Origin of the sequence: Acetobacter okinawensis JCM 25146, from assembly GCF_000613865.1 — a bacterium.
GTDB lineage: Bacteria > Pseudomonadota > Alphaproteobacteria > Acetobacterales > Acetobacteraceae > Acetobacter > Acetobacter okinawensis.
Genome location: NZ_BAJU01000014.1, coordinates 29636 through 53318, shown reverse-complemented (window position 1 = coordinate 53318; position 23683 = coordinate 29636). Strand labels below are relative to the sequence as shown.

The following is a 23683-nucleotide window of genomic DNA, read 5'->3' as shown; positions in this document are numbered from 1 at the left end:
CGTCTGATGGTGGCTTGGCGGGGCGGCGCGCTCTCACCCTTCCCCATCCCAGAAATCAGACCCCATATGCCCAGCACGTGCAGTAAAAGCACGAGCAGGAATACAATCACACCGACAGCAGCACTTGCCCGAAAGACATAGTTTGCCGAACCTGGCTGCTGCTCAGGGTTACTCATTTTGGCCCTTCCTCCCTTCAAACTGCCAGAACAGACAGGCTCTGTTCCTTTTCCAGTTATGAAAACACTCAAATCACATCTGGTCCCGGCAACCAGAATGGCAGCCCTGACGGTCTGTCTTGTTATCTATTGTGTTGATTGGGCAATCTGGCACGGCAGATGTCAAGCGACTTATCTGAGAAAAGTTTGCATATAAACTTTAGGAACCTAACCCCCTTGCACAAAAGAAAAAAGGCGGGCCTGAAGCCCGCCTTTTCCTCTCGCCCGCCCATAGCTGGCGCAGCGCTCTAACATGCCATTACTGCGCGGTCGCACTGGCTTCCGAACGGGTGGCACCAACACGCATGGCCAAAGCCGCAGCCATGAACGCATCCAGCTCCCCATCCAGCACGGCATCAGGGTTACCGGTTTCAACACTGGTGCGCAGGTCCTTGACCATCTGATAAGGGGCCAGAACATACGAGCGGATCTGATGCCCCCAGCCAATATCGGTCTTGGCCGCCTCGGCCTCGGCAGCGGCGGCCTCGCGCCGCTGCAACTCGGCCTCGTACATACGCGCACGCAGCATCTGCATGGCCGTAGCACGGTTCCTGTGCTGCGAGCGGTCCGTCTGGCACGCCACCACAATGCCGGTGGGAATATGGGTAATACGGATAGCGGAATCCGTTTTGTTAACGTGCTGCCCACCCGCGCCAGAGGCCCGGAATGTGTCCACCTTCAGGTCAGCATCATTGATTTCAATTTCAATTGAATCATCAATCACCGGATAAACCCAGACCGATGCAAAGGATGTCTGCCGCCGGGCTGCCGCATCAAAGGGAGAGATGCGGACAAGGCGGTGCACGCCTGCCTCGGTTTTCAGCCAGCCATAAGCATTGGGGCCGGAGACCAGAATGGTCGCGGATTTAAGCCCGGCCTGTTCCCCTTCCGAGCTTTCAATCAGCGTCACCTTATAATTATGCGCCTCTGCCCAGCGGGTGTACATGCGCAGCATCATTTCGGCCCAGTCTTGCGCCTCCGTGCCACCTGCCCCTGCGTTGACTTCCAGGTAACAGTCGTTGCTGTCCGCCTCCCCGGAGAGCAGGCTTTCAATCTCACGCCGTTTGGCTTCCTCTGCCAGAGCGCGCAGGCTGGCCATGCCCTCGGCCACCAGATCGGCGTCGCCTTCGGCTTCGGCCATCTCAATCAGTTCAGACGTATCGCTTACGTTGGTTTCCAACGCCTGCACGCCCTCAATCTGGTTGGCCAGAAGCGTACGCTCGCGCATCATTTTCTGCGCAGCTTCAGGGTTGTTCCACAGGTCTGGGTCTTCTGCCTGGTTGTTCAGTTCCGCAAGGCGGGCTTCTGCGACATCCCAGTTAAAGATGCCTCCTCAGCAGCGCTACGGACTGCTTGATCTGTTCATTAAGGGCTTCTGTCTCGGCGGACATCGGGCCTGTTCTCCATTTACCTGCCAGACATTATCGTCTGATTGTGTTCTGTGCGGCCCTCAATAAAGGCCGCCCATGCCAATGTCACCCCCAGAAGGTGCGGGAGCAGGAGCACTGCCCCCACCCGCCGGGCTGGCTCCAGCACCACCGGGTGGCGTGGCACCATTGGTGCTGGCTGCCATATCACTTTCCGAATCCGGCATGTTTTCGGCCCCTGTGTCGGCGGCACTGAGCTGCTGGGCGTCCACATTGCTCAGCAGATTAGCACTGACACCGGGGAGCTGGCCGTCCTTGAACGCGTCTATCGCCACGCCACGCCCTGTATCGTAACTGACCAGCATGATGCCATCGGGGGCGGCAAAGTCCAGCTTTGGCTGGTCCTTGAGTGCTGCCTTCATCACCTTGTTCCACAGCGGGCCTGCAATTGCGCCCCCTGTCTCGTTCCGTCCAAGGGACTGGGGTGTATCAAACCCGACCCAGACGACCGTGACCAGCTCTGGCGTGTACCCTGCGAACCATGCATCGTTAAAATTCTGGCTGGTGCCGGTCTTGCCCGCTACGGGCACGTCTATGCCCTCACCCGCACGCACACCCGTGCCGCGACGGATAACATCTTGCAGCATGGTCGTGATCTGGAACGCACTCTGCTCGGATGCGGCAACAGGCCGGTCATCGCGCAAAGCGGGCAGGTCATCGGGCGTTAGCACCACAACGGCGGGCTGGGCGGATGACGCTGCTGTGGGCGGCGTTGCCGCGCTGGTCAGCCCTGTTGGGGCGTCAGGATGTACTGCGTCCACCCCGACCGATGCAGTAGCGGACCCTGCCGCATTGGACAGAGATGCAGCAGATGCCAAAGAGAGCCCTGTTGTGGGCCGCCAGATCACGTGGCCGTCCCGGTCCTGCACATCGTCAATCAGGGTGGGGGTAATCCTGCGCCCTCCGGCAGCAAGGGCCGCATAGGCACCTGCCTCCTTAAGGACTGTTGTCTCCACAGCTCCCAGTGCGGCAGGCAGCACGTGGGGCATGCTTTCCACCAACCCCAGCTTGATCGCCGTATCGGCTACCGTGTTCATACCCAGATGAGCAGCCAGACGGATGGTGACAAGGTTGCGCGACTCCCGCAGTGCGTCATGCAGGGACGTGGGACCCCAGAAGTCTTTTTCGTAGTTATTGGGATGCCATGTGCCATAGGACACGGGCGAGTCGTCAAACTCCTGCGAGGGCGATATGCCCTGTTCCATAGCCTGTAGATAAACAAATGGCTTAAAAGACGACCCCGGCTGGCGCAGGGCCTGTGTCGCCCGGTCAAACTGCGACGCCTGAAAAGACCAGCCCCCGACCAGAGCAAGCACTCGCCCCGTGCGGGCATTCATGGTCACAATGGCCCCTTCGACCACCGGGATCTGCATCAGAGCAACAGTGGACTGCCCGGTCTGGGGTTCCACCATGACAATATCACCCGTGCGCAAAGGCCGTGAGCGGCGGACCCATGACATATCCTTGGGCTGGATCTGCCCTGTATGCGGCTCTCCCCCCTGCATGGCGTTGCGGCGGACCACGCTCCCTTCCAGCCAGCCGACCTGCCCCTTATTGCCATCAAGCACAATAGCCAGACGCCACTGGTCCAGCATGCCCGCAGGCGCACTGACCGTGCGCAGGGCGCGCACCCACTCCTCCTGTGTCAGAGGGATGGGGGTGGACAGGTGCGTGACCGGGCCATGCCAGCCACGGTGCTGGCGGTCATACGCCATAAGACCCTGCTGCAAAATGGTCTGGGCCGCACGCTGGAGAGGCAGGTCCAGACTGGTATGCACATCCAGCCCGCCCTGCATGGTCGTGTCCTGACCATATTTTTCCAGCAGTTCACGCCGCACTTCCTCGGCAAACCATTCCGAGCCGGGAGCAGGACCGGGGCGGGAAAAACTGGTGGTGACAAGGGCCTCGGCCTCAGCCAGCCGTGCATCGGCCTGTGTAATGGCCCCAATATCGGCCATGCGCTCCAGCACCCAGTTACGCCGGCCGCGTGCGGCATCGGGGAAACGGGCAGGGTTATAATTGGTGGGGGACTTGGGCAGGGCGGCCAGAAAAGCAGCCTCCGCATTATCAAGCTGGTCCAGAGGTTTGTTGAAATACGTCTGTGCCGCGGCGCCAATGCCGTAAGCACCGTTGCCCAGATAAATTTCGTTCAGATAGATTTCGAGAATTTTTTCCTTGGGCAGCACCTGCTCTATGCGCATGGCCAGAAATGCTTCCTTGGCCTTGCGTTTGAAAGAAACAGCATTGCTACCCAGCAGCATAACGCGAGCAACCTGCTGGGTAATGGTGGAAGCGCCAATGGGCCTGCGGCCCTTGCCACGCGTCAGGTCGGTCAGCCCCGCGCGGATAATGGCGGCAGGGTCCACACCCTTATGGGTCCAGAACTTCTGGTCCTCCGCGGCGATAAACGCGCTTTTTACCCGATCGGGAATGGCGTTGGAGGGTACAAACACCCGCCGCTCATCCGCCAGTTCGGCCACAAGCTGGTCATCTGCTGCGTATAGTCGACTCATGACCGGCGGCTGGTAAGAGCGCAGGCCATCCACCGTTGGCAGATCGGCCACAATACTCTGGTATTGCGACCACACCACCACAGCCCCACCGGCACTGCCCACAAGTAGCACGGCCGCAGCCGTGCCAAGCAGCATGCGCCACTGGCGGAAGCGGGGCCGGCTCAACAAAAAGGACCGTGCGTTGTCCCGGCCATGCCGGGGGGAGGAATCCGGGTCACCAGAAGGCGGAGTGCTTGTCATACCGGTCCTTTACCATTCCCATATCCTGTCGTCTCCTTACCATCGTCATTGTGTGCATAATCGTGGCGGAATTCCGACTTCTGTCCCAACATCTGCATGTCTGGCTAACCCAGCAGTTCGCCCAGAATACGGGCCGTATAGTCCACCACCGGCACAACACGCCCGTAATTGATGCGTGTTGGACCAATAACACCAATGGCCCCGACAATCCTGTTGGCCTCATTGCGGGCGGGGGCCATGACAACGGACATGCCCGTGGCCCCAAACAGCCCGCTTTCGGCCCCGATAAAAATACGCACACCCTCCGAACTTTCAACCAGCTCCAGCAGGCGCAGCATGGTCTCCTGCGCTTCCAGCCGGTCAAACAGGGTCTGTATGGCTACCAGACGTTCCTGCCCGTCCACATCGGCCAGCAGGCGCGACTGGCCACGCACGATCAACGTGCCACCACTCTCTCCGCGCTCCGTGTTCCAGATGGCCAGACCGCTCTCCACCACCTCGGCGGTCAGGCTGTTCAGGACCGTGCGGTTCTCACCCATTTCCGCCCCCACACGCTGGCGCAGGTCGGGCAGGGAGGCCCCCATGGCACGGGCATTCAGGTAATTGGCTGCCTCCACCAATGCAGACGGGGGAGTGCCGGATGGAATTTCGATCACCCGGTTTTCCACATGCCCATCCGCCCCAACCAGCACAACCAGCGCACGATGACCGCCCAGCGCCACGAATTCTATGTGCTTGATCCCACCTTCCCCTTTGGGGGCCACCACCAGCCCGGCGGCATCGGACATCCCGGCCAGTAGGAGGAGGCTTCGGTCAGCGTATCCTGCAAGGAGCGCCCGCGCGCTTCCAGCGAATGACCAATGACCTTCTGCTCATCCTCAGACAGCGCACCGAACTGGAGCAGCCCATCCACAAACAGGCGCAACCCTTTTTCGGTCGGCAGGCGGCCTGCCGATGTATGGGGGGAAAACAGAAGGCCCGCCTCGGTCAGGGACACCATGACATTGCGTATGGTCGCCGGAGAGAGCGGCTGCCCCAGCCTGCGTGAGAGGGTGCGCGAGCCCACCGGCTCGCCACTGGCCATGTATTCCTCCACAATCTCGCGCAGGATGTTCGCAGAGCGCCCATCCAGTTCGGGGGGTAGCATCGCTTGGGCTGGCAACAGGCCACGCTTCATGGCTATCAGGCTCCTTTGTGCGGTCTGATGCGTGATTATAATGGCTTATTGCCGGTTTTACTCCTGCCAAAAGCATTTTATGTGCAGGCACAACCCTTTGTCATTGTTTTGTCAGGAGCCGCCGCCATGCGTCCATCAGGCCGACAGGCCGGGCAGATGCGCCCCATTGTTATCGAGACCGGTTTTTCCCGCCATGCGGAAGGCTCAGCCTTATCCGCATTGGCAATACGGAGGTCCTGTGCACCGCCAGCGTGGAAAATCGCGTGCCCCCCTTCCTACGCGGCAAGGGGAGCGGGTGGGTTACGGCGGAATACGGTATGCTGCCCCGCGCCACCCATGCCCGTGGCAACCGCGAGGCCGCAAAAGGCAAACAGTCCGGCCGCACGCAGGAAATCCAGCGCCTGATCGGTCGCTCGCTCCGCGCCGTAACTGACCTGAAGGCCATGGGCGAGCTTTGCATTACACTGGATTGCGACGTGCTCAACGCCGATGGTGGCACGCGCTGCGCCTCCATTACCGGCGCATGGGTGGCGCTACGTCTGGCCCTTGGCAAGCTGGTGGCCAACCGTGTGCTCCCGCGCATGCCGCTGAGCGGGCAGGTTGCCGCTGTCTCCTGCGGGTTGACCAGTGCTGGAGCCGTGCTGGACCTTGATTATGCCGAAGACAGCACAGCACTGGCCGACACCAATTTTGTGCTCAGCGCCGACCACCGTATTGTGGAAATTCAGGCCACGGCAGAAGGAACCCCCTTTGCCGAGGACGCCTTTAACACCCTGTTCTCCCTTGCCCGCCAAGGTGCAGGGGAACTGTTTGCCGCCCAGTTGAACGCCATCCATACAGCAGAGCAACCCACAACATGACCCACCCCACCCTACACTCCGGCGACCGGCTGGTGCTTGCCACCCACAATGCGGGCAAGCTGGCCGAGTTCTCCACCCTTATGGCGGAATTTGGCATTACCGTGCTGTCCGCAGGGGAGCTGAACCTGCCCGAACCGGAGGAGACAGCCACAACTTTTGCTGGCAATGCCGCCATCAAGGCACTGGCGGCGGCCAAAGCGGCCAACCTGCCTGCACTGGCTGATGATTCAGGGCTGTGCGTTAGCGCCCTTGGGGGGGCTCCGGGCATTTACTCCGCCCGCTGGGCTGGCCCCAACAAGGATTTTGCTGCCGCCATGGCCCGTATTGAGGAAGGCATTGGTCAGGATGAGCGCGAGGCATGGTTTGTGTGCGTGCTCTGCCTTGCCTACCCCGATGGGCGGACCCTCAGCTTTGAAGGACGGATTGACGGGCAGATCGTCTGGCCACCCCGTGGCGACAACGGGCACGGTTACGACCCGATTTTTGCCCCCGAGAACGAAACCCGCAGCTTTGCCGAAATGACAGATGCGGAGAAAAACGCCATCAGCCACCGCGCACGGGCGTTTGCCGCCTTCCGAAAAGCCTGTCTGGACTAAAGGCACACCCCATAAAAAATAGCGCCCACAAAGGGGCGCTATTTTTGTGCATGGCAAAAAAGCTTTGCCAAACCGGGATGGCCCAAACCACCCCGGTTTTTTATGCTCAGTCTTCGGTGTTACGACGACGGATCGCCGCACCCAGAATATCACCGAGCGATGCGCCGCTGTCTGCGGAGCCGTATTCGTTGATAGCCTGCTTGTCTTCTTCCACTTCGCGGCCCTTAATCGTCAGGGCAACTTTGCGGGAGGTACGGTCAACGGACACAACCTTGGCGTCCACGCGTTCGCCAACAGCGAAGCGTTCGGGGCGCTGTTCGGCCTTGTCACGAGCCAGTTCCGCACGACGGATAAAGCCGCTCAGAACGTCGTCAACCTTCACTTCAATGCCGTTGGTCTGCACAGCGGTCACGATGCAGGTTACGATCGTGCCCTTCTGGATGCTGGCCAGAGCGTCAGCTGCCGGATCTTCCTGAAGCTGCTTGATGCCAAGGGAGATACGTTCTTTTTCCACGTCCACGTCCAGAACCTTGGCTTTTACAACCTGGCCCTTTTCGTAGTTCTTCATGGCTTCTTCGCCAGCTTCGTCCCAAGACAGGTCGGACATGTGAACCATGCCGTCGATGTCCGCAGACAAGCCGATGAACAGGCCGAATTCCGTAATGTTGCGGATTTCGCCTTCTACCGTGGAGCCAACCTTGTGCTCTTCGGCGAACTGTTCCCAAGGGTTGCGCTGAACCTGCTTGAGACCCAGAGAGATGCGGCGCTTGGAGCTGTCCACATCCAGAACCATCACGTCCACTTCCTGAGAGGTCGCAACGATTTTGCCGGGGTGGACGTTCTTTTTCGTCCAGGACATTTCGGAAACGTGCACCAGACCTTCAACGCCCGGTTCCAGCTCAACAAATGCGCCGTAATCGGTAATGTTGGTCACGCGGCCCGTAAAGCGAGCGCCCGGCGGGTACTTGAGTGCAACATTTTCCCACGGATCAGCTTCAAGCTGCTTCATGCCGAGGGAGATACGCTGCGTGTCGGGGTTGAAGCGGATCACCTGCACGCGTACCGGCTGACCGATCTGCAGTGCTTCGGAGGGGTGGTTGATGCGCTTCCATGCGATATCGGTCACATGCAGCAGGCCGTCAACGCCGCCCAGATCAACGAACGCACCGTAGTCGGTGATGTTCTTGACAACGCCGTCCAGGATCATGCCTTCGGTCAGGCCCTGAATCAGTTCGCTGCGCTGTTCTGCGCGTGTTTCTTCCAGAACGGCACGACGGGAGACAACAATGTTGCCACGTGCACGGTCCATCTTCAGGATCTGGAAGGGCTGGGGCACGCCCATCAGCGGGCCGACGTCACGCACGGGGCGGATGTCCACCTGGCTGCCGGGAAGGAACGCCATGGCGCCGCCCAGATCAACCGTAAAGCCACCCTTGACGCGGCCATAGATGGTGCCGTTGACGCGCTGGTTGGCTTCGAAAGCTTTTTCGAGGCTGGTCCATGCTTCTTCACGGCGTGCTTTTTCGCGGGAGAGAACGATGCTGCCGTCGCGGTCTTCGTAACGCTCGACGTACAGTTCGATCACATCGCCCGGCTGCACTTCGGGCTTGACACCCGGCGGTGCGAATTCACGCAGGGAGACGCGGCCTTCGCTCTTCAGGCCGACGTCAACAATTGCGTAGTCGTCCGTCAGGCGGACAACGCGACCGCGAACAACGGACCCGTCAAAGCCGGAATCGCGGCCGAGGGTCTCGTCAAGAAGGGTGGCAAAATCTTCGCCACGGAAGTGATCCGTGGTCTGGGTGGTGGCTGAAGCCATGTGGTACCGTAAATCCTGAGCCCGCCAGCAACACGCTTGCAGACTGTTCCTGCGCCCCGCAAACTGCGGCACGGCTTGCCTGACGGAACGGATGGGCACCAGCGCCCTCCGACCTGTTGGTCAGACCCGGGTGTTATCAAGAAAAACCCACCATCAGGGGCGGATTTCTGTTTGCACAGAGACCACCTGAACCCTGTTTGTCAACTCAAAGAGCAGTACAGGGCGCAAATGGGGGGCAAAAAATGCGCAACTGCACCCCAGCCCCCTTGGCCCGCCACCTGCGCTCAGGCGCGGGAGGCCACGAGTCGTTCACGCGCAAAGCGTAAGGCTTCGGCCAGAACAGCCTGCGCATCCAGCGTATCGGTCTCGATCACATGCGCGTCATCCGCTACGCACATGGGGGCGGAATCCCGGCTGGCGTCCGCCTTGTCACGCGCGCTCAGGGCTTCTTCCATATCACGCAGCAGCTTTGTGCGTCTGCTGCGGTGGCATCCCCCCCGTTTTGCAAAAAGCGCCGCAACGCCCGCGTTGCGGGGGATGCGTGATGAACAGCTTGACATCCGCATCGGGGAAAATGGCCGTGCCAATATCGCGCCCGTCCAGCACAGCGCCCTGCTCGGCGGCAAAACGGCGTTGTGTGTCCACCAAAGCCGCCCGCACCGCAGGCTGGGCCGCCACCTTGCTGGCCGCCAGAGCCACATCTGGCGTGCGCAGGTCCTTGCGCTGCATGTCCGCTGGGGTCAGGGCCTGAGCAAATTTTTCGGCAGGCTGGGCAGGGTCCTGCCCAGCGTCCAGCGCCAGCCGCCCGACTGCACGGTAGAGCAGCCCCGTGTCCAGATACGGCAGGCCCAGTGCTTCGGCCAGCCTGCGGGCCAGCGTGCCCTTGCCTGCCGCTGCCGGGCCATCCACAGCAATAACCGGTCCGCCCCGCATCACAGTGCAAACCCCGCGCCAAGGCTGTTCATCAACTGCAAATAACCGGGAAAGCTGGTGTCTATGAAGGCGGTATCATCAATCTCCACCGGGTTCTGGGCAACCAGCCCCAGCACGGATGCACTCATGGCCAGCCGGTGGTCCATGTGGGTCTGGACCACACCGCCGCCGGGAATGGCGTTGTCCGTGCCATAGACGACCAGATCATCCCCCTCGACCGCTGTTTTAACACCGTTATTTTCCAGCAAAGCCACGGTCGCGGCCAGCCGGTCGCTCTCCTTCACCCGCAGTTCCTCCACCCCGCAAAAGCGCGACACGCCAGAGGCATACGCCGCCGCCACGGCCAGAATGGGGTATTCATCAATCATGGATGGCGCGCGGTCTGCTGGCACGGTCACGCCCTTGAGGCTGGACGCACGCACATGCAGGTCCCCCACCAGTTCGCCCCCTTCGGTCCGGACGTTGGTGACCTCAAGCTGTGCCCCCATTTCCTGCAAGGTGATGAACAGCCCTGTGCGCAGGGGGTTCAGCCCTACGGTAGAAATTACAATATCCGCACCGGGCACCAGCAGGGCCGCCACAATGGGGAAGGCGGCGGAGGACGGGTCCCCCGGCACCACCACATCGCGCGCAACCAGGTCGGGGCGGCCTTGCAGCACAATAACCCGCCCCCCCTGTGGGGTTTCCTGCACCTTAACGTGCGCGCCAAAATGGCGGAGCATGTTTTCGGTATGGTCACGGGTTGCCACGGGCTCTTCCACCCGAGTCTGCCCCTGTGCGTTCAACCCGGCCAGCAATACGGCGGATTTGACCTGCGCCGAGGCCACGGGCAGGCGGTAGTCCAGCGGTCTGGGCTCGGCCAGCCCTGCAATGGCCATGGGCAGGCGCCCACCCTCACGCGCCATAAATGTGGCCCCTGTGCCTGCCAGCGGTCCATAACGCGCTTCATGGGTCTGCGGCGCAGGCTGGCGTCCCCCGTCATGACCGACACCATGCCGTGGCTGGCCAGAATGCCAGACAACAGGCGTGCCGCCGTGCCGGAGTTGCCCATATCCAGCACATCTGCTGGTTCACGCAGCTTGCCAATGCCCAGCCCGCTCACGCGCCAGTCCCCCGGCGCATTCTGCGTAACATCGGCCCCCAGGGCGCGCATGGCCGCTGCGGTGCGCAGCACGTCCTCGCCCTCCAAAAGCCCGGTGATATGTGTTTCCCCCCGCGCGAGGGAGGCAAACATGAGCGCACGGTGGCTGATGGATTTGTCACCCGGCACACGGATGGAACCGGAAAGAGGAGCCTGCGCGCGCGTGACCCGCAGCGGACGGGCGGAGGGGGAGGATGCGTGTGTCATGCCCTTTTCATTCCGGCGGGATGGCCCGCAAGTCAATCCGGGTTGGGGTAGAAAAAGAGAGGGGGCGGGGCAGAAAATGCACCCCAAAGCAAACTCCGGGTTTGACAGGACCCGAAACACAGTGGCATTGGGCATCGCCTTAACAGTCTGGTTCGAGTCCCGCTTCAGCGTTGCGTTGCTGTTCGGGGTTCGTTCGTGTTCCGGGGCGTTGGCCCCAATATCTGCTCAGGATTGACAGGTAGCAAGATGTCCCAGCCCGATCTCGGCACCAAACGCGTCTGCGTGTCCTGTGGTGCCCGTTTTTATGACCTGAACCGCGCACCCGCCATTTGCCCAAAATGCGGAACGGAACAGCCTGCTCTGGTGCCGCGCCTGCGCCGCAACTCTGACAGCCTGTCCCCCCGTTCCGGCGAGTGCTGCCCCCATCAAGAAAACCGATGAAGACATCGATATCGATACCGATGACGATACGGACGATGATGATGTGATGGAAGACACCGCTGATCTGGATGATGACGACGACGACATCAGCTCAGACATCGATGTCAGCACGGATTCGGAAGACCACGAATCCTGATCCCTTCGGGGGTGCTGGCCACCATCGTGTCAGACGACTAAAAAAACCCCCGCGGGCCTGCCTGCGGGGGTTTTTTTATATCTGAATTACGCGTCTGGTGCGCCCGCAGCGTTCAGGCGCTGGCGGGGCGGCGCTCTATTTCCACACCTACGGCCTCGATTTCCTCAAACACATCCAGTTTTTCTATGCGCACGCGCACAACCCGCACGCGGTCATCGGCCAGAACGCCCGAGGCAATGCGCTCGGCCAACGTTTCCACCAGCCGCACATGCCCCTCGCGCACAATACGATGCACAAGCTGGACAACCCGCTCGTACGAGACGGTACGGCTCAGGTCATCCGGCCCGACCTCAAGGTCCGTACGGTCATCCACACCAAAATGGACCGAAACCCGGATGCGCTGGGTAACACCCTGCTCATGGGGGAACACGCCAATATGGGCGTCGAGCACCATATTCTTCAAAAACAGGCAACGCAGCGGCGGCTGGTCCGCCCATGGAGCAAAAACGGCCATTCTTTTATTCTTCCACGGCATGTCCGGCCAATGGGGCCGGAGACCATTGCAGATGCTGCCCACCATCGAGCGCCAGCATCTGCCCGGTAACGGAGGGCAGGGCCAAAAGGGCAAGGGCTGCGCGGGCGACTTCCTCAGGGGTTGTGCCATGCGCCAGCGGTACGGAAGCGCACTGGCGCGCAAACTGCTCCTGTGTCTGCCGGGGGCTGGGCAGGGCAGGGCCGGGGCCAATGGCGTTAACCCTGATCCCCTTGGGGGCAAGAGCCAGCGCCATGCTCTGCGTAAGCGTCCACAATGCCGTTTTGGATACGGTATAGCTGACAAAATGGGGGGTGAGTGACCACACCCGCTCGTCCAGCATGTTCAGCACCATACCCTGCGCCCCCTGCGGCAGCCCTTTGGCAAAGGCCTGCATCAGCACAAAGGGCGCACGCAGGTTGGGCTTCATGTGCATCATCCAGCTCTCGAGCGAGGCATCGTCCCACTCATCACGCTCAAAAGTGGAGGCATTGTTGACCAGAACGCCCAAAGGACCGCCAAGAGCCTGTGTGGCCTGCCCATACAGGGCCTGCACCTGCTCCTCACGCATCAGGTCGGCCTGAAGCACACATGCCGAGCGCCCCAGCGCGCGCACTGCATGTGCTGTCTCTTCCGCCTCGGCCCTGTTGCTGCGGTAATGGATGGCCACGTCAAACCCGGCCTGCGCAAGAGCCAGCACTATGGCGCGGCCAAGGCGTGCGCCACCTCCGCTCACCAGAGCGCGGCGCGGTATGGCCGGGCTGATCGGCAGCATGTCCACGGGCATGATGGTGTTTTCCTCGATCTGTTTGCGTGGGTTGTCAGGCAGGGCGGCGTGCGCCAAGGGCTGCGGCCAGTGTGCCGTCATCAAGCACATCCAGTGCGCCACCCATGGGCACACCCTGCGCCACACGGCTGATGGTCAGACCCTCGTAAGTTTCCAGCCGGTCCATAAGCCAGTGCATGGTGCTTGCCCCCTCCACCGTGGCCCCGAGCGCCAGAATAACCTCGCGCACGCTCCCTTCATGCAGGCGGGTCAGCAGGGCAGAAACATTCAGGTCTTCCGGCCCGACCCCGGCCAGCGGGGACAACGTACCCCCCAGAACCTGATAAACACCCCTGTGGACCCCGGCACGCTCAAGCGCCCACAGGTCCCCCACCGTTTCCACCACACAGACCAGCCCCTTGTCCCGCAGCGGATCAGAGCAGATGTGGCATGGGTCGGACGTGTCCAGATTCCCGCATGACGAGCAGGTGCGTATGGCTTCCCCCGCCCGTTCCATGGCCCGCGCCAGTGGGGCCAGCCGTGTATGGGGCTCGCGCAGTAGGTACAACGCCACCCGCCGGGCCGAGCGCGGGCCAAAACCCGGCAGACGCCCCAGCAGGCGGATAAGCTGCTCTATTTCCTGACCACCCATGCCCGCCTGCTTTCCCCCACACTTTTAAGGTCGGTTGCGCCTGTGCCTTAGAAGGGCAGCTTCATGCCTGCGGGCAGGTTAAGCCCGCCTGTGACCTTCTGCATTTCCTCGGCGGCTTTTTCGTCCAGCTTCTTGCGCGCATCCGCACAGGCCGCCACGATCAGGTCCTGCAACATTTCCATTTCGCTCGGGTCCGCCAGCTTGGGGTCGATGGTAATGGAGCGCATGTCCCCCTTGCCGCTCAGCACAACGCTGACCATGCCCGCACCGGCAGAGCCATCAATGCTCATGGCTTCCAGTGTGCTCTGCATGGCTTCCATCTTGGACTGCATCTGTGTGGCCTGCTTCATCAGTGAGGCAAGGTTCTTCATGGTCATCCCCTTAGCTTGTCTATCGGCCGCATGGTGCGGCATGGCGCACCCCTGTGGCGCATCATTCGGTCCCTAATCTGGCCCAGAACGCACTGTTTTGCCAGCCCGGCCCGCTCACTTCAGTCCTGCGAGGCACCGGGGTCGAACGGCCGTTCATCCTCATCCAGCGGTTCGGCATCAAGGGGGGCAAACAGCAGCTCCGGCGGTTCCTCGGGCGGCAGGCCGTAATCATCCAGTCCATGATCACTGACCTCACCCATCTGAGCATCGGGGAAGGCTTTCAAAATCGCACGGACCAGCGGATGGGCCTCTGCCTCGCGCTGCCGGAACTGGATCACCTCAGCACCTTGGGCGTCCAGCGTGGGTTCGCCTTCCTCGGGGCTGGTTTCAATCACCCAGCCCATGCCTGTTGCGCGGTCAAGCACACGGCGAAGCTGCTGCACAATATCGCCCGGCACCCCGCGCTCAAACCGCAGGACAATCCGCCCTTGAGAAAAAGAGACCAGATGCGCCGCATGCCGGAGCTGACCATGCAGAATGGCCTCGCGCTGATCCCTGACCAGTGCCACGGCCTCCCGCCAGGTACGCGGGAGCGGAGGTGCCGCAGGCTCCTCCTGTACCGGCACAAGCGGGGCATGAGGGGGCTCGGGTACTGGCTGGGCCACGGCCAAACCACCGGAGCTGACCATACGCAGGCGTGGTGGCTCCTGCACAACACCCCCCTGCGGCGCGGCGCCACCCCCGAATGCGCTGCCAGATAATCCGCCCTGTAGGGCCGTGGGCGCACCGGCCTCTCCCACACCGGGTGCCACACCCCCGACTGGTGCACTCATCCCACTGGTCTGAAGTGGTGCAGATGCGGGCATACCGCCACGCATGCCACCGCCATCTGGCGTGGTCGTCAGGCGCTTGAGCAGATCCTCGGGCGAGGGCAGGTCGGCCACATAGCACAGGCGGATCAGCACCATGTCTGCTGCGGCACGCCGGTCCGGTGCACTTTCCACCTCCCGCACACCCTTGACCAGCATCTGCCATGCCCGCATGAGCACGGGCACGGTAAACGTGCTGGCCATATGCGCGCCACGCACCCGCTCGGCCTCGGGCATGTCTGCCGAGTCCCCCAACGCGGGCACAGCCCGCAGGCGGGAGACAACATGCACAAGCTCCAGCATGTCCCCCAGCACAAGCCCCGGGTCCGCCCCGCGCGCATAGGCTGCATCCAGCAGCGCAAGGGCCTGCTCTGGTCTGCCGGTCAGCACCGCGTCAAGCAGGTCAAACACCACCTCGCGGTCGGCCAGACCCAGCATGTCGCTGACAATAGACGCACCAATCACCCCGCCCTCATCCGTCTGCCCAGCCCCTTGGGCAATGGCCTGATCGAGGAGGGAAAGCCCATCGCGCACCGAACCATCGGCTGCACGGGCAACAAGGGCCAGTGCGTCATCAGACAGCCGGACCTGTTCTTTTTGTGCAATACGGGCGAACAGACCGACCAGATCGGCCTGTGGCACCCTACGCAGGTCAAAGCGCTGGCAGCGCGAAAGCACGGTAACAGGGACCTTGCGCAGCTCGGTCGTGGCAAAAATGAAGGTTACCTGCGCTGGCGGCTCTTCAAGCGTTTTGAGCAGGGCGTTAAAGGCATTGCGTGAGAGCATATGCACTTCGTCGATGATAAAGACCTTCATCCTCCCTGCATGGGGCGGAAGCGCGTGGCCTCTATGATCTCACGCACATCATCCACCCCCGTGCGGGAGGCGGCGTCCATTTCCAGCACATCGGGGTGGCGGTCATTCAGAATGGCAATGCAGTTGGGGCACACGCCGCAGGGGTCAGCCGTAGGCCCACCCTGACCGTCCGGCCCGGTGCAGTTGAGCGCACGGGCAATAATACGCGCGGTCGTGGTTTTACCCACCCCGCGTACCCCGGTCAGCATAAAGGCATGCGCCACACGCCCCAGCGCAAACGCATTGCGCAAGGTGCGGACCATGGCCTCCTGGCCGATCAGATCTTCAAATGTTGTGGGGCGGTATTTGCGCGCAAGCACCCGGTAGGGCGCGGTGGCAGCGTCAGGCACTGGAGGCTGAGGGGCAGCAGGAACGGGAGGTTCAGCCTCGCCAAACAGGCCGGGGCCTTCTGGTTCCGGACTGGGAAGCCCCTCATCGTGAGGGAACTGCTCGTCAGTCGTGTCGCTCATGTCTTGCCCGAAGAATGTAAGGTCACGCCCTGCATGGCCGGGATAACCGGCACAAGATGGTCTGATCCACACGGGCGGGAAATCAGGGTGGAAAGCCGAACAATGACCCGGACGAAACTCACCATGGCTGCTTCCTTCCGGACCTGACCGGTTTAGCAAGGTGTCCGTCCACCGCCGACTTTCCGAGGCCACACCTAGCACCAAACCCAAGGCCATGCCAAGCCTTGAGGCAGCTTTTCGGGGTTGTTTCTTTACCTCTCCAACACAGACAGGCTAGAAAACAGGGAATTGGTGCGCCCATCGCAGACTTCAGGAGAATTGTGCCCGTGTCCGGTTTCCGTTTGTATCATGCCGCTATGGCATCTGCTCTTGTGGCGGGTGGCCTGATCCTGAGCCCCATTGCTCGCGCTGATGACGAAACAGCCCCCCGCAGCAACGTCAACAACATTCAGTTGCAAAAGGAACTCGCCGTTCTGCACCTCAAACCCGATGCGGCAGGCCCTGCGTGCATAGACGCGCTTAAGGAGTTGCACAAAACGCAGGACCTCTTGCAAAAAGATGAGGAAAATACGCACAATCAGGACCTGACCGTTGCTGAGGACGTGCTTGAATCCGACTTTGAAAACTCGATTGAGGCCTGCGCCCCCGACGTGGAAAAAATGTGTGAATCCCACAACCCGTCCCCCGAACTGCGCGCAGCCTGCGAAAAAATAGACAGCCTGCCCTCCAAGGACACACAGGCAGCCGACTAACTCACCCTACCCAAACAGGCTCCAAGCACTATGCCACAGCCCCCCACCCGCACATCTGGCGCAGCACGCGTGCCCTGCCCCGCCGGAGCCTACGGGTGGCGGCCGTTGCTGCTGTGTGCGGTGCTCTTCTTTGTCATCGGGTTTGTCACATGGCTGAACGGGCCGCTCATTTCCTTCGTGCGGGTTGCATTTGACCTGAGTGACCTTGCAGCTTTTATGGTGCCGCTTGTTTTTTACTGTTCCTACTTTGCATTTTCCATTCCCGCGAGCCTGAGCGTTAACCGCACGGGCTTTCGGCACGGACTGGTCTGCGCACTTCTGGTCATGGCCTGCGGCATGGTGGTTGCAGGCCAGTGCCTGCATGCAGGCTCCTACCCCGGCGCGCTAAGCGGCTTTGTGCTCCTTGGTGCAGGACTTGCCCTGTTGCAGGTTGCCATAAATCCCTATGTCAGCTTTTTAGGCCCCAGCAGCCATAGCGCACAACGCATTGCCATTATGGGCATATGCAACAAACTGGGCGGCATTGCCGCCCCCATAGCACTGGCCACACTGGCCATGCGCCACATTACCGACCTATCCACAACGCTACAGAATGGTATAGGTGCACAGAAACAACAGGCCATACAAAAGGATTTTCTGAACGCAGTTTACTGGCCCTATATGGGCATGGCGTTTTTACTGGCACTGACCGCACTCTGGACAGCCCGATCCGGCCTACCTGAAATACAGACTGACCTTTGCAATAATAATGACAGGCCGGAAAATTTTATCAAAACTCTCTACTCGTCCCTGACACCAAGAACCCTGCTGGGTGCGGGGGCTATGTTTTTTTATGTTGGCGTAGAAGTGCTTTGCGGCGATGCCATAGGCACATATGCACAGGGTTTTGGAATACCCCTTGACCAAACAAAGTTTTTTACATCCCTAACATTATTGTTCATGCTCTGCGGCTATGTCTGTGGCCTGCTCCTGTCTCCCCGTGTTATTCCGCAGGAACGTTACCTTGTCCTGTCCTGCCTATGCGGGGGACTGCTCAGTCTGGGAGCATGGGTTACGCAGGGGTACACGTCGGTTCTATGCGCAGCACTCCTTGGTTTTGCAAACTCCATGATTTTTCCATCCCTGTTCCCTCTGGCCCTCAAAGGAGCAGGTCGGCACACGGCTCAGGTTTCGGCTTTTCTGGTCATGGCTTACTGTGGGGGTGGCATTGTACCACAGTTTTTTGTTATTCTGAAAAATATCATGGGTTTTCAGGCATCATTCTCATGCCTTGCACTTTTATCCTATGGTCTGATTGTCATGTACACACTCACCTTCAGCCATACTGATTTTGATAAAAAACATGATTAAACAGAAAGATATCTGAACCATGACTGACCTCAGCGGCCACCTCGTCCTGCCCGACCGCGTTATGCCGGGCCGCATCACCTTTACCGACCAAATACACACACTGACACCCGACAGCACCGCCATTCCCGATCGATACATTCTGCCCGGTTTTATTGACTGCCACGTGCATGGCGGCAATGGAGCCGACACAATGGATGGCGTGCAGGCCATTCATACCCTTGCCCTGTTCCACGCCCGACACGGCACAACCACCATTCTACCCACCACCATTACCAGCCCCTGGCCTGATGTCATGAATGCCCTTTCTGCCATAAGCGAGGTCATCCAAACGCCTATCCCCCAAGGGCCTGCCGTGCATGGGGCACATCTGGAGGGGCCATTTGTCAGCCCGCACAAGCTTGGAGCACAGCCGCCTTACGCCATAGCGCCAACGCCTGAGCGCGTGGCAGAAGTGCTAACCACTGGCTGCGTACGCGTTGTAACACTCGCCCCCGAACTCCCCCATGCCCATGACGCCATGCAGCGCTTTGCGCAGGCCGGAGTGCGGGTCAGCCTTGGGCACACTCAGGCAGGTTATGAGCAGACGGAACAGGCCATCTGCCAGATATGCAATGCCGGCGGCACGCCGGGGGCGACCCATTTGTTCAATGCCATGGCCGGAATAGAAAGCCGCAAACCCGGCCCCGCTACCGCCCTGATGTGTAGCGACGCTTACGCAGAGCTGATTTTTGATACCCACCACGTCCACCCCGCCACATTCCGGCTGGCTCAGCGCGTCATGCCCGAACGGCTGCTGTTTGTAACCGACGCCATGCGCGCAGCGGGGCTACCAGACGGCCCAAGCCAATTGGGGGGGCAGAATGTTATTGTGGAACATGGCGCCGTACGCCTGTCCGGTGGCACTCTGGCGGGGAGCGTACTCACCCTTGATGCCGCCTTGCGCAATGCCGTGCAGGCAGGCCTGCCCTTGCATCAAGCAGCGGTCCTGCTCACGCGCAACCCGGCGCAGTACCTGAACCTGCATGACCGGGGTAGCCTGCACACAGGCAAACGGGCGGACCTTGTTGTGATGGATCGCGCACTGAACGTACTGGAAGTCTGGGTAGCAGGCCAGCGGGTAGCCTGAACAGCGCACAAACCGGCAGGCGGGCAACACGCCCGCCTGCACGGCTCAAACCCTTTACGACTCGGGCAGGCGCAAGATCAGGGCCACGCCCTTGCGGCTGCCCAGAACAGCCGCTTTTTCCTTAACACTCAGGCGGCGCTCTACCTCAGACAGGGTTGACGCCTCTTCCAGCTTGACCAGACCCACAAGCTGGTCTGCGTTAATGGGGTCCCCGGCATGGCGCTCTGCTGGCAGCATGGCAAGGTGCGCCTGACACAACACCGGATCAGCCCGCAGAGCGCGCAGGGCGTCATCAGGCAGGGTCGGTGTCTGGTCCTGTGCTTCTGACTGCTCCAGCTTGAGCAGAACATCTGGCTCTTCCGTTTCCTCCGGCACCAGTAAAAGGCCAGACCGCCTGAAGCCCAGACCAACACTCCGGCTGCTGGTAAAGGCCACAAGGGGGATGGAAAAAACCAGCCCGAGCAGCACCGGCGTCATCCAGAAAAACAGGGAGGGAGAGACAACCCATGCCCCAGCCCCCAGCACAAGACCGAACAGGGTAAAGCGCGCATACTGGCGCGCCACCTCCATAAAGGGGATACCGCCATCATCACGCCGCTGCGTGTTCCAGCCTGAGTCATGCCCGCTGAGAATGGAAATAACCCCTGACGTCTGAATCAGCATGGCAATAGGGGCGATCAGCCCGCCTATCAGTGTTTCCACCAGAACGGACAGGGCCGCGCGGATGGGGCCGCCCGCGCCACGCCGCATCTGCGGGTCCAGCAAAAGAGCAATATAGGCCAGCAGTTTGGGGGCCAGCAGCACAACCATGGTGCCAATAAACACGTATTTGGCCTGCACCGGGTCCACATGTGGCCAGTGGGGGTAGAGGAGTTTTGTATCACCAAAATATTCAGGCCGCTGGAAATGTGCCTGAAGCGAGATCAGAATCCCCGTCAGCAAAAACACCAGCCACAGGGGCGAGGTCACATAAGCCCCGATCCCCACGACCATGTGCATCCGGCTGACCCAATGCAGCCCTTTGGTGGGCAGCACCTTGACGTGTTGCAGGTTGCCCTGGCACCAGCGCCGATCGCGGATGGCAACGTCTGTCAGCGATGGCGGACTTTCCTCATACGATCCGTCCAGTGCCGGGATCATGTGAATAGCCCAGCCCCCACGGCGCATGAGTGCTGCCTCTACAAAGTCATGGCTGAGAATATGCCCGCCAAATGGTGGCTTGCCCGGCACATGGGGCAACCCGGCCTGACTGGCAAAAGCACGGGTACGGATAATGGCATTGTGGCCCCAGTAGTTGCCCTCCGCGCCATGCCACCATGCAATGCCATAGGCGATAATGGGGCCATACACGCGACCCGCAAACTGCTGCAACCGGGCAAACAGGGTGGTGCCACCCACAATAACCGGCAGGGTCTGGATCAGCCCCACACCGGGGTTGCGCTCCATGGCATCGGCCATGCGCACCAGCGTTTGACCGGACATGACGGAATCCGCATCCAGCGTAACCATGTGGTCATAGGCACCGCCAAAGCGGCGTACCCACTCACCCACATTACCTGCCTTGCGCTCCACATTGTTGTGCCTGCGGCGATAAAAAATACGCCCCTGCCCCCCAACCTGTTCACGCAAGGCCAGAAAGGCAGCCTCCTCCTTGACCCACACATCGGGGTTTGTCGTGTCGGAGAGAATAAACAGGTCAAAACTGTCCAGCCGCCCAGTTTCCTCCAGACTGCTGTAAATAGCGCGTAACCCGGCCATAACCCGGTGTGGGGGTTCGTTATAGGTTGGCAGCAGCAGGGCTGTTCTGCGCGTCAGCTCAGGCAGGGGCCCGGTACGGCGAATGCCCAGACCAAGGCCACCATGCGCCACCAAAGAGCAGAAACCTGCAACCGAGGAGGTGAAGGCGAGCGCAATCCACATAAACAGTGCAATGAACAGCACCAGCATGATGATGCCCAGAGCAGACACGCCTGCCTCGTCCATGACCATATGTGTACGCCATGCACCATAGGCTGTCAGGGCCAGCGCGGACCCGATGACGGAGAGACGGCGGAGCACAATGCTGGAGGGCGATGTGGCTGGTGTGCGCCCACGCCCTTCCATGTTGGCAGGTGCCTGCAGGTTCTGGACCGGCATGTCCAGCCGCGCTTCAGGCGGCATGGCCTCAAATGGCAGGGCAGGGGCGTCCTTGCTCGATTCAGGCATGCTCAGGGCGTCCACCGATACAGCCACTGTTCGGAAATGGGACCGGAATCCGTTTCCAGTACGGCGCTGAGGTCGGCGACCTTGGAGTCCCCGGGCACAAATTCAAAAGTCGTGCGAATGCCGTTGATGGCCGGATTGGGCTCAACCACCACATTCTGGATTTTGCCCGCAGATGTCTTGGGCGTGACGTGGAAGTGGGTGTCCTTGGGCAGGTGCTCAAAAGGTGTGCCCATAAAATCTATGGCAAAAAAGCGCGCATCGTTGTTATCCACCACCGAGCCAACACGGGTCGCACCAATGCGGGCCAACGGCGTGGGGAAAGGCGCATCCCACCCCCAGTACATACGGTAGGTAAAGTGGTATTCCTGCCCCGCGCGCAGCGGTTCTTTGGGCCGCCAGAAGGACACGATATTATCGTTCACCTCATTGGGAGTGGGAATTTCCACCAGATCGACCCAGCCTGCCCCCCAATCCCCGATCGGTTCAATCCACAGGGAGGGACGTTTTTCGTAATGCAGGGCCAGATCTTCATAGTCGTGAAACGCGCGCCTGCGCTGCATCAAGCCGAATCGCGCGGAGATACATCGGAAAAGGTTGAGAACTGAAGGTCCAGCGGATTACGCAGCGGGCGGTATATCTGCTGGTCCGCACCGGTCCACATTTGCAGGGCTTCACTGTCATGCGCAGCGGGGCGCCAGTCATCCACGTGGTTATGGTCGTTCACGTCAAAATAAAACATGCCGGTCAGCGGCGCGATGCCGGACTGTTCGATTTTGGTGCGTGGGAACAGAGTTGTCTGCACGTCAAATACGGTGTTGTCGCCCGGGCGGATGGTAAAGCGGAACGCACCAGTTACTGCGGGGCTGTCCAGCAGGGCATGCACAACAACGGACTGCACACCCGGCTGGGGTTTTTCCAGCCAGAACGCGCGGAAGAGGGCAAACTCCTCTCCCTTGGGGTCGCCTGTCCCATTGGCAAACCCACGGGCGGATAACCCGTAGTCCTGCCCCTTGGCCACGGCACGGAAGTAGGATGCCCCCAAAAAGACGCAGAACTCCTCCATCACACCGGGGGTGTTAATGGCCGTACGCAGGCGGACCCCGGCAAACCCGAGGTCTTCGGAAACCCGCAGTGCGGGGTCCTCATAGGTAAACAGGTCGGGGGAGTACGGGACAGCACCGGACTGCCCGTCCTTGACCTCATAAATTTCTATCCGGGGACGATAGAGAAAACCACGGGGGAAAAATTCCACGTCAAACGCAAGGCTGTCACCAGCCCACAGGGCGCGGTCAGGCCGGTAGGCAATGCCACGGTACTGGTCAAACGTCAGGTTATCCAGCGCCTTTGGCAGGGTCTGCCCCGGCGGGTGGTATTCCGCATTGGCCAGCCTGCGAGCAATCTGGATTACGGTGCTGTCATCAAACTTGCCTGTGGCGCCACTGAGCCCTTCCGCACGGGCACGGGGGACGACTCCGCCAACAAGCGATGCCAAGGTCACGCCTGCCCCGGCCCGAATGACCCCACGCCGCTTTACGTTTGATGACACTTTAATCTCCCGCTTTTGCCAAAATACTCTGGCGCGATTGTACTCACGCCATGCAGTTTGTCACTCAGATAAGGTTTTTTGGAGGCATTCGCCCACAGGGGCAAGCAGGGCTTCCATCTGCTCCATGCCGGAGCGGGTCGCATGTGCCGCATCCTGCTCGATCTGGCGATAAAGCGCCAGAACGGTTTTGCCCGTCTCGGTCAGGAAGGCACCACCCCCACCACCGGGCCGGGTCATGACCAGAGGCTCCACAAACAGCTGGTTCAGATTATCCACCAGCAGCCAGGTACGCCGGTAAGACATGCCCATGGCCCGACCCGCGGCAGAAATGGACCCGGTCTCGGCCAACTGCTCCAGCAGGCGGACCTTGCCATGCCCCAATGCGGCACGTCCATCGGCATCAACCCGCAATGGTCAGTCTCAGTCGCCCTGTCATGATCTCTGCTTTTCAGTCATAAGTGGCAGCGTGCAACACCACGCATAA

Annotated in this window: 13 protein-coding genes, 1 other RNA gene and 7 pseudogenes; 6 read left to right on the top strand and 15 right to left on the bottom strand. The window is 60.7% G+C overall.

Going from position 1 to position 23683, the window contains the following annotated elements:
- Window positions 1–474: 474 nt before the first annotated feature.
- The 3 genes and pseudogenes from prfB to hrcA form a co-directional block, all read right to left on the bottom strand.
- Window positions 475–1606 (bottom strand): peptide chain release factor 2 gene (gene prfB / locus JCM25146_RS08010; protein ID WP_148299009.1). Its coding sequence is split into 2 segments (ribosomal slippage): window positions 475–1536 and window positions 1538–1606, totalling 1131 coding nucleotides; the frame shifts between segments, so codons are not numbered across the junction.
- Between the two features lie 59 nt (window positions 1607–1665).
- A complete protein-coding gene (locus JCM25146_RS08005) occupies window positions 1666–4395 on the bottom strand; it encodes a penicillin-binding protein 1A (protein ID WP_025827148.1) in 2730 nt (909 codons plus the stop codon).
- Between the two features lie 104 nt (window positions 4396–4499).
- A pseudogene (gene hrcA, locus JCM25146_RS18160) lies at window positions 4500–5572 on the bottom strand (heat-inducible transcriptional repressor HrcA).
- 126 nt (window positions 5573–5698) lie between these two features.
- Here hrcA and rph point away from each other — a divergent pair.
- Both rph and rdgB read left to right on the top strand, forming a co-directional pair.
- Window positions 5699–6432, top strand: a pseudogene (gene rph / locus JCM25146_RS18155) (ribonuclease PH).
- Window positions 6429–7028: an RdgB/HAM1 family non-canonical purine NTP pyrophosphatase gene (rdgB, locus tag JCM25146_RS07990; protein WP_025827146.1), complete on the top strand. Its 600-nt coding sequence runs from the start codon at window positions 6429–6431 to the stop codon at window positions 7026–7028. The pseudogene rph and the gene rdgB overlap by 4 nt, the downstream one beginning before the upstream one ends.
- A gap of 106 nt (window positions 7029–7134) precedes the next feature.
- On the opposite strand, the gene rpsA is transcribed toward rdgB, so the two are convergent.
- From rpsA to aroA, 3 genes and pseudogenes are all read right to left on the bottom strand, one after another.
- The gene (gene rpsA / locus JCM25146_RS07985) at window positions 7135–8847 is read right to left on the bottom strand and encodes a 30S ribosomal protein S1 (RefSeq protein WP_025827144.1); all 1713 of its coding nucleotides are present in this window, start codon (window positions 8845–8847) and stop codon (window positions 7135–7137) included.
- 284 nt (window positions 8848–9131) lie between these two features.
- Window positions 9132–9780 (bottom strand): annotated as a pseudogene (cmk, locus tag JCM25146_RS18150) ((d)CMP kinase).
- Window positions 9780–11128: pseudogene (aroA, locus tag JCM25146_RS18145) on the bottom strand (3-phosphoshikimate 1-carboxyvinyltransferase). Before aroA ends, cmk begins: the two co-directional pseudogenes overlap by 1 nt.
- Before the next feature lie 246 nt (window positions 11129–11374).
- Here aroA and JCM25146_RS24880 point away from each other — a divergent pair.
- A pseudogene (locus JCM25146_RS24880) lies at window positions 11375–11705 on the top strand (TIGR02300 family protein).
- Window positions 11706–11817: 112 nt separating this feature from the next.
- On the opposite strand, the gene folB reads toward JCM25146_RS24880, so the two are convergent.
- The 6 genes and pseudogenes from folB to ffs form a co-directional block, all read right to left on the bottom strand.
- Window positions 11818–12219 (bottom strand): dihydroneopterin aldolase, encoded by a 402-nt coding sequence (gene folB / locus JCM25146_RS07965; RefSeq protein WP_025827142.1) that lies wholly within the window; start codon window positions 12217–12219, stop codon window positions 11818–11820.
- A gap of 4 nt (window positions 12220–12223) precedes the next feature.
- Window positions 12224–13024, bottom strand: a complete 801-nt coding sequence (locus JCM25146_RS07960; protein ID WP_025827140.1) for an SDR family oxidoreductase — start codon at window positions 13022–13024, stop codon at window positions 12224–12226.
- 34 nt (window positions 13025–13058) lie between these two features.
- A complete protein-coding gene (recR, locus tag JCM25146_RS07955; RefSeq protein WP_025827138.1) occupies window positions 13059–13655 on the bottom strand; it encodes a recombination mediator RecR in 597 nt (198 codons plus the stop codon).
- 47 nt (window positions 13656–13702) lie between these two features.
- On the bottom strand, window positions 13703–14026 hold the full coding sequence (locus JCM25146_RS07950) for a YbaB/EbfC family nucleoid-associated protein (RefSeq protein ID WP_025827136.1): 324 nt from the start codon (window positions 14024–14026) through the stop codon (window positions 13703–13705).
- 119 nt (window positions 14027–14145) lie between these two features.
- Window positions 14146–16220, bottom strand: a pseudogene (locus tag JCM25146_RS18135) (DNA polymerase III subunit gamma/tau).
- 86 nt (window positions 16221–16306) lie between these two features.
- Window positions 16307–16404: signal recognition particle sRNA small type (gene ffs, locus JCM25146_RS21340), an RNA gene on the bottom strand.
- A gap of 142 nt (window positions 16405–16546) precedes the next feature.
- Here ffs and JCM25146_RS07935 point away from each other — a divergent pair.
- Genes JCM25146_RS07935 through nagA form a run of 3 tightly spaced genes read left to right on the top strand, consistent with a single transcriptional unit; the run spans window position 16547 to window position 19448 of the window.
- On the top strand, window positions 16547–16972 hold the full coding sequence (locus JCM25146_RS07935; protein WP_025827135.1) for a hypothetical protein: 426 nt from the start codon (window positions 16547–16549) through the stop codon (window positions 16970–16972).
- Window positions 16973–17002: 30 nt separating this feature from the next.
- Complete coding sequence (gene gluP / locus JCM25146_RS07930; protein WP_025827133.1) at window positions 17003–18322, top strand: glucose/galactose MFS transporter; 1320 nt, start codon at window positions 17003–17005, stop codon at window positions 18320–18322.
- Window positions 18323–18341: 19 nt separating this feature from the next.
- A complete protein-coding gene (gene nagA / locus JCM25146_RS07925; RefSeq protein ID WP_025827131.1) occupies window positions 18342–19448 on the top strand; it encodes an N-acetylglucosamine-6-phosphate deacetylase in 1107 nt (368 codons plus the stop codon).
- Between the two features lie 54 nt (window positions 19449–19502).
- On the opposite strand, the gene mdoH is transcribed toward nagA, so the two are convergent.
- From mdoH to JCM25146_RS18125, 3 genes and pseudogenes are all read right to left on the bottom strand, one after another.
- Entirely contained in the window at window positions 19503–21653 is a 2151-nt protein-coding gene (gene mdoH, locus JCM25146_RS07920) for a glucans biosynthesis glucosyltransferase MdoH (RefSeq protein WP_025827130.1), read from the bottom strand.
- A gap of 2 nt (window positions 21654–21655) precedes the next feature.
- A pseudogene (locus JCM25146_RS18130) lies at window positions 21656–23199 on the bottom strand (glucan biosynthesis protein).
- Between the two features lie 60 nt (window positions 23200–23259).
- On the bottom strand, window positions 23260–23610 hold the full coding sequence (locus JCM25146_RS18125; protein ID WP_051544129.1) for a winged helix-turn-helix domain-containing protein: 351 nt from the start codon (window positions 23608–23610) through the stop codon (window positions 23260–23262).
- Window positions 23611–23683 lie beyond the last annotated feature (73 nt).

Bases quoted from the DNA above. Each gene is read 5' to 3' on its own strand.
- JCM25146_RS07960 (WP_025827140.1), bottom strand. From the start codon at position 13,024: ATGCCCGTGGACATGCTGCCGATCAGCCCGGCCATACCGCGCCGCGCT.
- recR (WP_025827138.1), bottom strand. From the start codon at position 13,655: ATGGGTGGTCAGGAAATAGAGCAGCTTATCCGCCTGCTGGGGCGTCTG.
- rdgB (WP_025827146.1), top strand. From the start codon at position 6,429: ATGACCCACCCCACCCTACACTCCGGCGACCGGCTGGTGCTTGCCACC.
- JCM25146_RS08005 (WP_025827148.1), bottom strand. From the start codon at position 4,395: ATGACAAGCACTCCGCCTTCTGGTGACCCGGATTCCTCCCCCCGGCAT.
- gluP (WP_025827133.1), top strand. From the start codon at position 17,003: ATGCCACAGCCCCCCACCCGCACATCTGGCGCAGCACGCGTGCCCTGC.
- nagA (WP_025827131.1), top strand. From the start codon at position 18,342: ATGACTGACCTCAGCGGCCACCTCGTCCTGCCCGACCGCGTTATGCCG.
- mdoH (WP_025827130.1), bottom strand. From the start codon at position 21,653: ATGCCTGAATCGAGCAAGGACGCCCCTGCCCTGCCATTTGAGGCCATG.
- rpsA (WP_025827144.1), bottom strand. From the start codon at position 8,847: ATGGCTTCAGCCACCACCCAGACCACGGATCACTTCCGTGGCGAAGAT.
- JCM25146_RS07950 (WP_025827136.1), bottom strand. From the start codon at position 14,026: ATGAAGAACCTTGCCTCACTGATGAAGCAGGCCACACAGATGCAGTCC.
- folB (WP_025827142.1), bottom strand. From the start codon at position 12,219: ATGGCCGTTTTTGCTCCATGGGCGGACCAGCCGCCGCTGCGTTGCCTG.